Genomic DNA, 12,641 nt, shown 5'->3' with positions numbered 1-12,641 from the left:
CCTTCATTATACATGATTTATTATTGATTTCAACAGTATTAATATTGTTTTTTATTGTTTTTTACCAAAAAAAAGGAAGAGATTCGCAAATCTCCTCCTTTTCCGATCTAAATCTATTCACTGAACATTTGGGTCGATAAATATCTCTCGCCTGTGTCTGGAAGCAAAACAACGATGATCTTTCCTGCGTTCTGTGGCTCTTTGGCAAGCTCTAGAGCGGCGTAAGCTGCCGCTCCCGAAGAGATCCCGACTAAAAGGCCTTCTTCTCGCGCAAGCTTTCTTCCCATTTCAAAAGCTTGCTGACTTGAAACCGTCATGACTTTATTATAAATAGAAGTATCTAGTGTTTCTGGAACAAAACCAGCCGCGATTCCTTGGATCTTATGCGGACCAGCATGGCCTTTGGAAAGCAGCGGCGATTCTTCAGGCTCTACCGCAACGACTTCAACATTTGGATTTTTCTCTTTCAAATACTTTCCGACTCCGCTCAAGGTTCCGCCAGTTCCTACGCCAGCCACAAAAATATCCACTTTGCCATCCGTGTCGTTCCAGATTTCTGGTCCTGTCGTTTCATAATGCTTTTGTGGATTGGCCGGATTGCTAAATTGGCTAGGAATAAAGGATCCTGGAATTTCTTTGGCAAGCTCTTCGGCTTTCGCGATCGCGCCCTTCATTCCTTTAGAGCCTTCTGTCAATTCGACTTTCGCGCCATACGCTTTGATCAAATTTCTTCGCTCGACGCTCATCGTTTCTGGCATCGTCAAGATCAAATGATAGCCTTTTTGCGCGCATACGAGCGCGAGTCCAATTCCTGTATTTCCGCTTGTTGGTTCAATGATCGTAGCGCCCGGTTTGATCTTTCCTTCTTTTTCGGCAGTCTCGATCATATTGAGAGCGATCCGATCTTTAGCGCTGCCTGCCGGGTTGAACGCTTCGATTTTCGCGTATACGGTCGCTTTCGCGCCTTCTTCTTTGTCTAGCTTGGAAAGTTCGACTAAAGGGGTGTTTCCTACAAGTTCTAGAATGTTGTGATAGACTTTCATGATCCTTCCTCCTATAGATTTTTTAAAACATCATCAAGTGATTCCAATACAAAACTTTCTTCTTTTGGATACGCATCGAGCACATCGTCGTACTCTTCAATTTCAGGGGGCTTTTTGCCTGCGATCAGCTGCTCTAAAACGCGGATCTTTTGTTCTAGTTTTTCCTCATTTTCTAGATCCATATACGTTTTGATGAAATAATCATCCACTTGATCGTACAGCGTTTTCAGCCGTTCTTTGTCACTTTTCTGATTCATGCCCTTAGTATAGCGAATCGAAAATCGAAAGAAAAGAACAATACCCAACTTTTTCCTATAAATTTTATAGGTTTACTAGGAATTGATAAAAATATATCATGGTAGATTGATATATTCTTCCAACGTCAACCCGGAATCTCGGATCTGGATCGCTTCCTCTCCAATGTATCGAATATGCCAAGGCTCCGCCATATAGCCTGTGATCTCTTCTTTCCCTTCTGGATAGCGCACGATAAAGCCATATTCCGCCGCATGCTCTTCGAGCCAGCTAGCTTCCAAAGGATTTGTCAAAAGCGTGCCGTCTTCATGCATCAAATCAAAAGCCAACCCAGTTTGATGTTCCGAAAAACCCGGTCTAGCGGAAAACCGATCCGCCTCCTCCTGGCCATATTGCATTACATAATCCGCGTACAATTCGCTTTGATATTCGTAGGAGCGAAAGCCGCTGTATCGATCGGACACATTCAATCCTTCGTTTTGCATTTGAGAAAGCAAAGCGAGCAGCGCCTCTTTGGCGATCGGATCTTCTCCTGGCGCATAGGAGGGGGCAAGACCGTGCTCTTTATTAACGAGCAAGATCGAAGATAGATCTTCTTCTTTTATTTCTTCCTTTGCTTCTTCTATAATTTCTTCCTTTATTTCCGCTTTTGGTTCTCGCTCTCTTTTCTCGACGATGATTTTCGTTTCTTTTTGGAAGGAGCATCTTGCTATAAGCAAGGACAGCAACGCTAAAATGAGTGGTTTCTTCATACTTCTCATTATACAAAAAAGGACCACATCCGTGGTCAAGGTTTTTGAACGATTCCATAAAGCACAAAAAAGATCGCGATCGGACATAGCACATTTAAGATCGGAGCGGAAATCGCAAGGATCGAGTCTAAACCAAAGATCGAAAGCGCCGCGCTGAACAACGTGAAAAGAATCAACCATGCCCGGTAAGAGCAAGATGGGATCCGTTGGGCAAAATAGCTAGAAACACAGCTCAATAGTCCAGAACACACATTGAAGCAAGCGATCAAGAAAATCAAACTCACGAGCACATTGCCAAACAATCCAAACGATCGCCCCGCTAGCTCAGTCAAGATCTGCGCCCCATTCGTACAGGCGCGCAAATCGTAGGAGTGAAGCATTCCGCTCATCGCCAACAAAGAATACAAGCCAGCCAGCAGCACGCCCGCTCCAACGGAAGCAAAGAGCAGCGTCTTTCGCACTTCTTGTTTTTTTACGATTCCTTCGCTTTGAATATTGAGCAAGATCACATTCCCAAAACAATACGCCGCCAAAATATCCATCGTTTGATACCCTTCTTTGATCCCTTTAGCAAAGGAATGATTCAAATACTCTAAAGAAGGCGAAGCGATCTGAGAAGGAGAGAACAAGGCTGAGGCGCATAAAACGACCACAAGAACAAGCAAGATCGGAGAGAGCCATTTTCCAAGCACATCCTTCAAATGGCTCGGATGCAAGGCCACAAAGTAAGCTCCCATAAAAAAGATAGCCGAATACAAGAGCTGGCTCCAGATATTGGCAGGAAGGAGCCAGCCAAGCATCTCGTAGCTTGTCGTCGCGGTCCTTGGGATGGCGATGCATGGCCCGATCAGCAAATAGATCAAGCCAATAAAAAAGAGCGCGAACGGCTTCGAGATCCTCGCAAGCATAGAATAGCCATCCTTGAACTTAGAAAGCACTAAGATCGTGATGATCGGCATGAGAACAGCCGTGCACAAAAAGCCAAGCAAAGCAAGCGCGCTTTGACTTCCCGCCTCTTTGCCTAAAAAGGGGGCGAAGATCAAGTTGCCCGCGCCAAAAAACATCGAAAATAAAGTCAGGGTGATCCATAAAGTTTTCATTCTAAAATTTCGCATAGATTCAATATACACTTTTTTTAACACTTTTTTAACACTTCCCCCCAAAACTTTAACACCCGTTTTATACCATTTTTTATATAACTATTCCTGTAGTTAAGGAGAATAAGATATGTTGTCTTGTATCGTCATTTTACTTTCAGCGATCCTTTTAGCCATTCCGATGGGCGAATGGTGCAAGAAGGTCATGAACCAAGAGATCCCCTTCATTCAAAAAAGCGAACATAAGATCTTAAAGTTCCTGCACATTTCTTCAAGAGAAATGAATTGGAAGCAATACTTCGCTTCGATCTTGGTTTTCTCGCTCCTCTCGTTTATCGTCTTGTTCCTCATCCTTCTTGCCAATGGGATGGAAGCTTGGATGGCCTTCAATACCACGTGTTCGTTTATCACCAACACGAACTGGCAATCGTATGATCCCCAAACTTCTTTGAACTGGATCACGCAAGCGGCCGGAATGAGCGTTCAAAACTTTATTTCCGCCGCCATCGGCATCTGCGTCGTCTTCGTTTTGATCCGCGGCTTGATCAACAAAGAAACGAGCGCTTTAGGCAACTTTTGGCAAGATTTGATCGGATGTCTCGTTTATATTTTATTGCCGCTCAACTTGGTGGCCGCGCTCATTCTTGGCGCGCAAGGCGTGCCGATGAATCTAGAAAATCAGGCATCCTCCGCACTGCTAGAGGCAGTCGCGATCGATTCTTCCGGCCAGCTTTTAGAAGACGCCACGATCCAAGAGGACATCGTCTATCTTGATGGGCAAGAAGTCAAGGACGCCACCATCCTTACCCAACAAAACATTCCTTCCGGCTTGGCGGCTTCTCAAATCGCCATCAAACAAAGCGGAACGAATGGAGGGGGGATAAGCGCCGCAAACGCCGCCAATCCGTATGAAAACCCGACTCCATTGACAAACATTGTCGAAAACGTCTTGATCCTGCTTTTGCCTATGGCGCTCTGTTTCTCGTTTGGTTTTATGATCAAAAACAACAAGCAAGGATGGGCGATCTTTGCGGCCATGCTGATCTTATTTGTGCTCGCCTTGCTTTTTGGCATGATCCCAGAAATGCAAGCCATGAACATGGAAGGCAAAGAAGCGCGCTTGGGGATCGCGCAAAGCGCCTTCTGGTCGATCAGCACGACAGCCGCCTCCAATGGTTCTGTCAATAGCGCCTTGAATTCAATGACCCCTATGAGTTCGATGATCTGCATGATCTTGATGCAAGTGGGCGAAGTGGTTTTTGGCGGAGTCGGTTCTGGACTCTATGGAATGATCGCCTTTATCGTATTGAGCGTGTTCATTGCCGGACTAATGGTCGGACGGACGCCCGAGTTTTTACAGAAAAAAATCGAACCCTATGAAATGAAGCGGGCGCTTATCCTTTGTTTGGCCACCCCAGTTTGTATTTTGCTTGGCTCCGCCCTCTTTTCTCTCTGTCCGCCAGCCGGAATCGAACAAGGCGCCCACGGGTTTTCACAGATCCTTTACGCCTTTACTTCGCAAGGCGCCAACAATGGAAGCGCGATGGGCGGATTCGTAATGAGTGAAGCGCTCTTTAATGGCGTAGGCGGCGTGATCATGCTTCTAGCCCGTTATGTGCCGATCTTTGCCACGCTTGCGATGGCTGGAAGTTTAGGGATGAAAAAAAAGGTGGCTCTAAGCGCTGGTGTCTTAAAAACAGATTCTTCTCTTTTTGTGTTCTTATTGATCGTAGTCGTGCTTCTTATTGGAGCTTTGAGCTTCTTTCCGGCCCTGGCGCTCGGTCCGATCGCTCAATTTTTAGGATAGGTGATGCATATGAATTCGACAATGATCAAACGAGCGGTCTTCGACTCGTTTAAAAAACTGGATCCAAGGACCCAGATCCAAAATCCAGTGATGTTTTTAGTCTATCTTTCCGCGATCGCGGTCACACTGATCTACTTGGCTGGCTGGTTAGGCTTTGCCAATACCCACTCGATGTATACGTTGACGATCGCCCTTTTGTTGTGGTTCACGTGCTTGTTTGCCAATTTTGCGGAAGCGATCGCGGAAGGGCGAGGAAAAGCGCAAGCCGATTCTTTACGGAAAGCGAAAAAAGATATCGAAGCGTTTCGGATCGAATCGATCGAAACGAAAGAGACCATCACAAAAGTCAATTCGACTCAGCTGCATAAAGGCGATCTAGTCCTTGTTGAGGCTGGAATGCTCATTCCTGCCGATGGCGATGTGATCGAAGGGGCGGCTTCCATCGATGAAAGCGCGATTACAGGCGAATCGGCGCCTGTCATTCGCGAAGCGGGCGGCGATCGAAGCGCTGTAAGCGGAGGAACGAGGGTCCTTTCCGATTCGATCGTCGTTCAAATCAGCCAGGAAGCGGGGGAAGGCTTTCTAGATAAGATGATCGCGATGGTCGAAGGCGCCTCTCGAAAAAAGACGCCCAACGAGATCGCTCTTCAGATCTTCCTGCTCGCTTTGACTTTGATTTTTATTCTTGTGGTTTTAGCCATGTATGGGTTTTCGGAATTTGCGGCCCAAGAACAAGGGATCCCGAATCCTACGAGCATCACGACTTTGATCGCCCTTTTGGTATGCTTGGCTCCCACGACGATCGGCGCGCTTCTTTCGGCTATCGGGATCGCGGGAATGAGCCGCCTCAATCAAGAAAATGTCTTGGCGATGAGCGGAAGAGCGATCGAAGCGGCAGGCGATGTCGACGTTTTGCTTTTAGATAAAACGGGAACGATCACGCTTGGCAATCGGCAAGCGGTCGCTTTTCTTCCAGTGGAAGGTGTGGAGGAAAGAGAGCTCGCTTTAGCGGCCACGCTTTCTTCGCTTGCCGATGATACCCCAGAAGGAAGAAGCGTGCTGCAGCTGGCCAAAGAACGATATCAGATCGAGCGTGAAAAAGATGCTGCGATGGAATTTATTCCATTCAGCGCGATGACGCGGATGAGCGGTGTTTTATTCGGTTCCTATCAAATTCGCAAAGGGGCGGCTGATTCTGTCAAAGCGTTTGTTCAAAAAAATAAGATCGCCTGGCCAAAGGAAACCGATAAACTCGTGGAGAAGATCGCGCGCTCGGGGGGAACGCCTCTTGTCGTGCTCGAAAACGAACGAGTGCTAGGCGTGATCCATCTTAAAGATATTATCAAAGAAGGGGTCCAAGAAAAATTCGAGGACATGCGAAAGATGGGAATCAAAACGATCATGATCACAGGCGACAATCCTTTGACGGCGGCTGCGATCGCCGCTGAAGCGGGTGTCGATGATTTTCTAGCCCAAGCCACACCGGAAGGAAAGCTTGCGATGATCAAAGACTATCAAAAGAAAGGCCATCTTGTCGCGATGACGGGCGATGGGACAAACGATGCGCCAGCCCTTGCGCAAGCCGATGTCGCGGTGGCGATGAATACTGGAACACAAGCCGCCAAAGAGGCTGGAAATATGGTCGATCTCGATTCTTCTCCAACAAAGCTGATCCAGATCGTCAAGATCGGCAAGCAGCTGCTCATGACGCGAGGCGCTTTAACGACCTTTTCGATTGCCAATGATGCGGCTAAGTATTTCGCGATCATTCCTGCGCTTTTTACAACGATCTATCCAGGACTCGAGGTCTTGAATATCATGCATCTACACTCTTCCGAGTCGGCGATCTTATCGGCTGTACTCTTTAACGCGTTGATCATCGTCGCTCTTATACCGCTCGCTTTAAAAGGAGTCAAATATCGAGAGCTGCCTGCCAACAAGCTATTAGCGCAAAATTTGCTCGTATATGGGCTTGGCGGGATCATCACGCCATTTATTGGAATCAAGTTAATTGACATGATCATCACTCTATTTATAGGATAAGGAATATTCATTTATGAAAACATATATCAAAGCATTCATTCCTTCTTTGAAGGTGCTCATTGCCTCGACTCTTGTCTTAGGCTTTCTTTATTCGTTTTCTTTATGGGGGATCAGCCAGCTTTTCTTTCCAGATAAAGCGGCTGGCTCCTTTGTAGCTACACAAAATGGCAAGACGAGCCTATTGGCTGGAGAAAACTACAAGGATCCAAGCCACTTATGGGGAAGACGGCAAAAGAAACAAGCGATCCAGCAAACCGATGGCTCTTGGACTCTTATCGGAGTTCCTGCCAACAACGATCCTGCCGATCCAGAGTATTTAAAAGAAAAAGAGGCTTGGACAAAGTATATAGAGCTTTCGAATCCGGACGCGTCGAAAGAGATCCCTCAAGAGCTTGTCACATTTAGCGCTTCAGGCTATGATCCGGATCTTTCTTTATCGGCCGCTTTATGGCAAGCGCCTCGGATCGCAAAAGCTTCTAGGTTGAGCGAAGAAAAAGTGAAGCAGATCATCGAAAACAACATCAATCCTTCCCTTTTGGAAGAAAAAACAGTGAACGTCATAGAAGTGAATCTAGCTCTTGACCAACAAAAAGCTGCGCTCCAATAAGCGCGGCTTTCCATGCTGTTAGGAAGAGGATACGTCAATGAACCAAACGACAAGCGGCGATGCGTTGAGTCATCGCGGAAAATTGAAGATCTTTTTTGGCTACGCGGCTGGGACCGGGAAAACGTGGGCCATGCTTGATGCAGGACAAAGCGCTCAAAAAAAAGGAGTCGATGTCGTGATCGGTTATCTTGAACCGCACGATCGGCCGGAGACGATGAACAAGGCGAAAGGTCTAGAAACCGTTAGCACGCGAACGATCGAATATAAAGGGATCGAGCAAAAAGAGATGGATCTTGACGCGATCTTACATCGCGCGCCCCAGCTTGTGTTGGTAGATGAGTTGGCGCATACCAATGCGAAAGGAAGCCGCCACGCAAAGCGATATAAAGACATTCGCGAATTGTTGGTGCATGGTATTGATGTGTATACGACTTTGAATGTGCAGCATTTGGAAAGTCTGCACGATAAGGTGGCTTCGATTACGGGAATCCTCGTTCAAGAAAGGATTCCCGATGATGTCTTCGATCTAGCCGATCAGATCGAGTTGATCGATTTGGAGATCAGCGATCTTCTCGAACGGCTCCATGAAGGAAAGATCTACGCGAAAGAGCAGGCGCGTTTGGCGAGCGAAAATTTCTTCACGTTTGATCATTTGATGGCTTTGCGCGAGATCGCATTGCGAAGATGCGCGAGCCGGCTGGCGTTAAAAAAGAGCGTGCCGGATGTGCAAGAACAAGTGCTTGTTTGTCTTTCTCCTTCTCCTTCCAATGCGAGGATCATCCGCTCGGCTAGCGAGATGGCGCGCGCTTTTGACGCGAATTTTTTAGCTTTGTATATTCAAGGTCCAGAGCATTTAGAGATGAGCGACGAAGATAAGGCCAGACTTCAGGAGAACATTCGATTGGCGGATCGGCTGGGTGCTAGCGTTGAATCTGTATATGGGGAAGATATTGCGAAAGAGATTGGTTCGTTTGCCAATTCGATGCGCGTAAGCAAGATCGTGATCGGAAGGCAAGGGAGAAAAAGCGCGTTTGGTCGTCGCTCGTTTGCGGAAAAGTTGGCGGCGAGCGCTCCGCAGGCGCAGATCTTTATTTTGCCCGATCCCGACGTGTCTCCATCGTATTCGCTCACTCGTTCAAACAAAGGTCATACGAATCCGTTTTTGGATGGAATCGGCTTGTTGTTGGGGGTGCTGGTTTGTGCGGTAGCGATCGCGATCGTTCTCGAGGCTTTTGGTTTTTCGCAGGCCAATTTGTTGGCAATCTTTATTTTGGCAGATTTTCTTTGTGCTTTGTTTGCTCGTCATTGGTTGCAGGCCCTTTTTTCGTGGGGTTTGTGTGTCTTTATTTTTGGGTATCGTTTCGCGCATCCTGTTTCTTCTTTGATCATGTTCGATCGAGGCTATTTAGTTGTTTTTGGGGTCATGCTCATTCTTTCGCTTCTTGTTTCTAAGCTTTCGATCCGTTTGCGGGCACAGGCGAGCATTTCTGAAGAGGCGGCCTTGCAAAATGCGCTATTATATCAAGCGTCCCAGAAGCTGCAGAGTTTGGTTACGAGAAGCGCTATAGAAAATTATCTTGTTCAAGAGATTGGCGATTTTATGGATCGGCCTGTCGTTTTGTATCCGAATGCGCAGGACTCGCTGGCCAAGCCTGTCTTTTCGAAGGACCCAGGTCCTTTCTTGAATACGAAGGAGCAAGCGGTCGCTTTATGGACTCTGAAAAACAATCGGCGCGCGGGCGCGGGAACGGATACGCTTTCGGGGGCGCGGGGTCTTTATTTGGCGATCCGGCGCGAGAAAAAGATCTTTGGTGTGCTCGGGATCGATATGAAAAATGGCCCTTTGTCGCCAAATCAAAATATTGTGCTCCTTTCTTTGTTGAATCAGGCGGCTTTGGCGTTTGAAAACATCGAGATCGCCAAAGAAAAGGAAGAGGCGGCTTGGCTGGCGCATCAGCAGCAGCTCAAAGCGAGCTTGCTTCGTTCGATCAGTCATGATTTGCGAACGCCTTTGACAACGATCAAGGCGAGCGCGGATCTTCTTTCTTGTTGCGAACTTTCTCAAGTTCAACAAAGCAGATTGGCGAAGAGTATTTCTGAAGAGGCGAGCTGGCTGAAGGATACGGTGGAGAATTTGTTGTTGCTGAGCCGATTGGATCATGATGAGGTTCGGTTGGACAAAGAGATGGTCGATCTTGATGAGGTCGTCCATCAGGCTTTGGCGCATGTCAATTTGAATGTGAAGAAGCATCCGCTTCAAATCGAGATCGGTCCGGATTGTGTTGGTTTTTTGGATGGGCGGCTCATGGTGCAGGTGATGATGAACTTGATCAACAACGCGATCTTGCATACGCCTGAGGGCACGCCGATCCAGATCCAAGGAATGAAGAAAGAAGAAAGGGTTGTCGTGGATGTGATCGATGAAGGTCCTGGAATCGATGATAAGCAAAGGGTGTGTTTGTTCGAGCCTTTCGCTCAAAAATCGAGTGTATTCGCGGATGGAAGCCGAAGCATGGGTCTTGGTCTTTCTTTAGTGAAAAGTATCGTGGAAGCGCATCATGGGACGATCACATGCCTCAACAGGGATCCAGGCACCTGCTTCCATATTGAATTGCCTGCTGTAGGAGAAGAATATGAAACCTCTGATTTTAAGTATTGAAGATGACGCGCAGATGGCGAGTCTTTTAAAAACGCTTTTTGAGATTTCGGAATATCCGATGATCCAAGCAAGAAATGGAAAGGAAGCGCTCCGTCTTTTTTTGAGTGAAAAGCCGGATCTTGATGGAAAAGAGATCATTCGTAAGATTCGCGAGTTCGCACAGACGCCGATTCTTGTTCTTTCTGCGCGCAGCGAAGATACAGATAAGATCGAAGCGCTTGATCTTGGCGCTGACGATTATTTAACCAAGCCGTTTTCGGTGGAGGAATTGTTGGCTAGGATCCGGGTCATTTCTCGAAGGATGGAGCAGAGCGGAGTGATTCCGGCCCAAACCATATTTGTCAATGGGGGACTGGAGATCCACTATGAAGAACAAGAAGTGTATTTAGATCATAAGCGTCTGCATTTAACGCCTTTGGAGTATCGGTTGATCGTTTTGTTTTCTAAAAATCCAGGCAAGGTGCTCACGCGCAACTACATCACCAAACAGATCTGGAATAGCACCTTTGAATCGGATATGAGCAATCTTCGGGTGTATATGACGATGCTTCGCAAGAAGCTGGATCATCGTTTCATTGAGACGAATTTTGGGGTTGGTTATAAAATGGTTCGAGAGGAAAATTGCGGTTGATGCCCGTTCAAGGCGATTTCAACCGCAATTTTATTGATTTTTGAGAATGAAAAAAAACACAATGACCAGTACCGCAACGATTACGAGATTCAGGATCAGATTGGCAATCATTCGCACAAAGCAAGCAATTGCACAGGATACCTGCTCTGCATTTCAAGTTCGAGAATTACCAAACGAGCATCGTTGGAAATCATAGAGGAACAAAATCCAAGGGCGAGCGTCCCAAACTGCCAGAACAAAAATCCAAGAAAATACATTTTTTAAGATAATTTAATGTTTTTAAATTTCATTTTCTTCTTTAGGTGCCAACTTAATCAAGACTATATTCTTTTTAATTTTCTTTAATTCTTCATGACTTATAATTATTACTATTTTATCCTTTATTTTACTTATTTCCTCTTGAAATACAATTTTACTTTTTTTATCTAAAGCAGATAATGGTTCATCAAAAATCAATACATCCCCATCAGATATTAATGTTCTGATAATCGCTATTTTTTGTTTTTCTCCACCAGAAAGAATGGTATTTAATGATGAAATTTGAGTTTCAAATTTATTATCTAATGAATTTATTTTGTCAAATAACCCGAAATCTATTAATAATCTTCTCAAGTCAGCTCTTTTTTCTTTTTTTGTTTTACAACACAAGTTTTCATTAATCGTTCCATCAAACAAATAAGGATCTTGTTCACATATTGAGATCATATATTCATTCATCTTCTCTATATTCAATTCTTTTTGTTCTAACGAATCATATAATATTACACCATGGTATTCATCTTTAAATAATCCACACATCAAAAATATAAATGTTGATTTTCCTTTTCCATTATTTCCACTTAGCTGGTATATTCTATTTTTTTCTAATGTCATTGATATGTCAAACAATTTATGGTTTTTCTCATATTCAAAAGAAACATTTTGAAATTCTATCTTTTTTACACTTTTTTTTGTTATCTTTTTTCTTAAAAAACTATCCTTTACACTTTTCTTCAATCTATCATAACTTGCTTCTGCACTTAGGTATTCTTTTCCAAATTCTATTAAAATTTGAATACTATCTAATAAGGATGAATAATAATTCAATATAATAATCAATATTCCTATAGATAATTTCTTATTTAAAATAAGTAATCCTCCAATATAAAATATAAAAACTTGTGTTAATACACTAATTATCATCATGATCCCTGAGAGTGTAAAATATTTTGTGTAAATAGGTAGATTTGTTTCCTAAATAGAATAGAAAAAAGGAAATATCCTTAGTAAGATTAGTTCGACCAAACAAATACTAGAAAGGACATTTCCCATGTTTGATATTACTACAGATATCGTCAAAACTCTATTCGTAAATGAAAATAATTTGCCTGCTTTAGAGCAGTTCATGCTGGAATACTTCCGCTCTTCTCTTGAAAATACGGTCAATGACATTATGGCTTATGAACTGACGGCTTTTCTCGATTATGAAAAGTATGCCCGTTCGGATAATGCCAACTGCCGAAACGGAAGCTATTCCAGAAAGATCGATACGAAATTCGGATCGATCACTGTAAAGATCCCAAGAGACCGGCTGGGCGAATTCTATACTTCTTTTCTACCTAAATATAAAAGAAGGGACGAATTGATAAGCTCCCCTAATAGTAGACACGCCAAACAACTAAATTTGGAGGTCCTATTAGGGGGCTTTTTATATGGGAAGAAAATCAAAATACACTATAGATTTTAAATTATCTGTTGTTGAGCGCTA

10 protein-coding genes and 1 pseudogene are annotated in these 12,641 nt (G+C 44.7%); 6 read left to right on the top strand and 5 right to left on the bottom strand.

Annotated features, from left to right (window positions below; genetic code table 11):
• Positions 1-113: 113 nt before the first annotated feature.
• From cysK to brnQ, 4 genes are all read right to left on the bottom strand, one after another.
• Positions 114-1,043 carry a cysteine synthase A gene (gene cysK / locus BO225_RS03755; RefSeq protein WP_083632072.1) on the bottom strand — a complete coding sequence of 310 codons (930 nt, stop codon included), beginning with the start codon at positions 1,041-1,043 and terminating at the stop codon, positions 114-116.
• 11 nt (positions 1,044-1,054) lie between these two features.
• Positions 1,055-1,300, bottom strand: a complete 246-nt coding sequence (locus BO225_RS03750; RefSeq protein ID WP_143356760.1) for a hypothetical protein — start codon at positions 1,298-1,300, stop codon at positions 1,055-1,057.
• 96 nt (positions 1,301-1,396) lie between these two features.
• Positions 1,397-2,050, bottom strand: a complete 654-nt coding sequence (locus tag BO225_RS03745) for a M15 family metallopeptidase (RefSeq protein WP_076340937.1) — start codon at positions 2,048-2,050, stop codon at positions 1,397-1,399.
• Positions 2,051-2,085: 35 nt separating this feature from the next.
• On the bottom strand, positions 2,086-3,150 hold the full coding sequence (gene brnQ / locus BO225_RS03740) for a branched-chain amino acid transport system II carrier protein (protein ID WP_158023783.1): 1,065 nt from the start codon (positions 3,148-3,150) through the stop codon (positions 2,086-2,088).
• A 127-nt stretch (positions 3,151-3,277) separates the two neighbouring features.
• On the opposite strand from brnQ, the gene BO225_RS03735 reads away from it, so the two are divergent.
• The 5 genes from BO225_RS03735 to BO225_RS03715 are packed head-to-tail and all read left to right on the top strand — an operon-like array spanning position 3,278 to position 10,894.
• Complete coding sequence (locus BO225_RS03735) at positions 3,278-4,954, top strand: potassium-transporting ATPase subunit KdpA (RefSeq protein WP_076340936.1); 1,677 nt, start codon at positions 3,278-3,280, stop codon at positions 4,952-4,954.
• A gap of 9 nt (positions 4,955-4,963) precedes the next feature.
• Positions 4,964-6,997: a potassium-transporting ATPase subunit KdpB gene (gene kdpB, locus BO225_RS03730; RefSeq protein ID WP_198936094.1), complete on the top strand. Its 2,034-nt coding sequence runs from the start codon at positions 4,964-4,966 to the stop codon at positions 6,995-6,997.
• 13 nt (positions 6,998-7,010) lie between these two features.
• Entirely contained in the window at positions 7,011-7,604 is a 594-nt protein-coding gene (locus BO225_RS03725; protein WP_076340934.1) for a potassium-transporting ATPase subunit C, read from the top strand.
• 37 nt (positions 7,605-7,641) lie between these two features.
• Complete coding sequence (locus BO225_RS03720; protein ID WP_076340933.1) at positions 7,642-10,263, top strand: sensor histidine kinase; 2,622 nt, start codon at positions 7,642-7,644, stop codon at positions 10,261-10,263.
• Entirely contained in the window at positions 10,238-10,894 is a 657-nt protein-coding gene (locus tag BO225_RS03715; protein ID WP_076340932.1) for a response regulator transcription factor, read from the top strand. The genes BO225_RS03720 and BO225_RS03715 overlap by 26 nt, the downstream gene beginning before the upstream one ends.
• A 279-nt stretch (positions 10,895-11,173) precedes the next feature.
• Here the strand turns inward: BO225_RS03715 and BO225_RS03710 are convergent, their stop codons facing one another.
• A complete protein-coding gene (locus BO225_RS03710) occupies positions 11,174-12,079 on the bottom strand; it encodes an ATP-binding cassette domain-containing protein (RefSeq protein WP_083632070.1) in 906 nt (301 codons plus the stop codon).
• 124 nt (positions 12,080-12,203) lie between these two features.
• Here BO225_RS03710 and BO225_RS03705 point away from each other — a divergent pair.
• A pseudogene (locus tag BO225_RS03705) lies at positions 12,204-12,515 on the top strand (transposase); the annotation flags it as partial.
• Between the last annotated feature and the right edge of the window lie 126 nt (positions 12,516-12,641).

The organism is Dubosiella newyorkensis (genome assembly GCF_001945605.1).
In the GTDB taxonomy this organism is placed as follows: domain Bacteria; phylum Bacillota_I; class Bacilli_A; order Erysipelotrichales; family Erysipelotrichaceae; genus Dubosiella; species Dubosiella newyorkensis.
Note: the sequence above shows the minus strand (reverse complement) of the source record. Positions and strands in the feature narration are given on the sequence as shown.

What these genes read in the sequence shown, in the direction of transcription:
- cysK (WP_083632072.1), bottom strand. Translation starts at nt 1,043, where the DNA reads ATGAAAGTCTATCACAACATTCTAGAACTTGTAGGAAACACCCCTTTA.
- BO225_RS03750 (WP_143356760.1), bottom strand. Translation starts at nt 1,300, where the DNA reads ATGAATCAGAAAAGTGACAAAGAACGGCTGAAAACGCTGTACGATCAA.
- BO225_RS03745 (WP_076340937.1), bottom strand. Translation starts at nt 2,050, where the DNA reads ATGAAGAAACCACTCATTTTAGCGTTGCTGTCCTTGCTTATAGCAAGA.
- brnQ (WP_158023783.1), bottom strand. Translation starts at nt 3,150, where the DNA reads ATGAAAACTTTATGGATCACCCTGACTTTATTTTCGATGTTTTTTGGC.
- BO225_RS03735 (WP_076340936.1), top strand. Translation starts at nt 3,278, where the DNA reads ATGTTGTCTTGTATCGTCATTTTACTTTCAGCGATCCTTTTAGCCATT.
- kdpB (WP_198936094.1), top strand. Translation starts at nt 4,964, where the DNA reads ATGAATTCGACAATGATCAAACGAGCGGTCTTCGACTCGTTTAAAAAA.
- BO225_RS03725 (WP_076340934.1), top strand. Translation starts at nt 7,011, where the DNA reads ATGAAAACATATATCAAAGCATTCATTCCTTCTTTGAAGGTGCTCATT.
- BO225_RS03720 (WP_076340933.1), top strand. Translation starts at nt 7,642, where the DNA reads ATGAACCAAACGACAAGCGGCGATGCGTTGAGTCATCGCGGAAAATTG.
- BO225_RS03715 (WP_076340932.1), top strand. Translation starts at nt 10,238, where the DNA reads ATGAAACCTCTGATTTTAAGTATTGAAGATGACGCGCAGATGGCGAGT.
- BO225_RS03710 (WP_083632070.1), bottom strand. Translation starts at nt 12,079, where the DNA reads ATGATGATAATTAGTGTATTAACACAAGTTTTTATATTTTATATTGGA.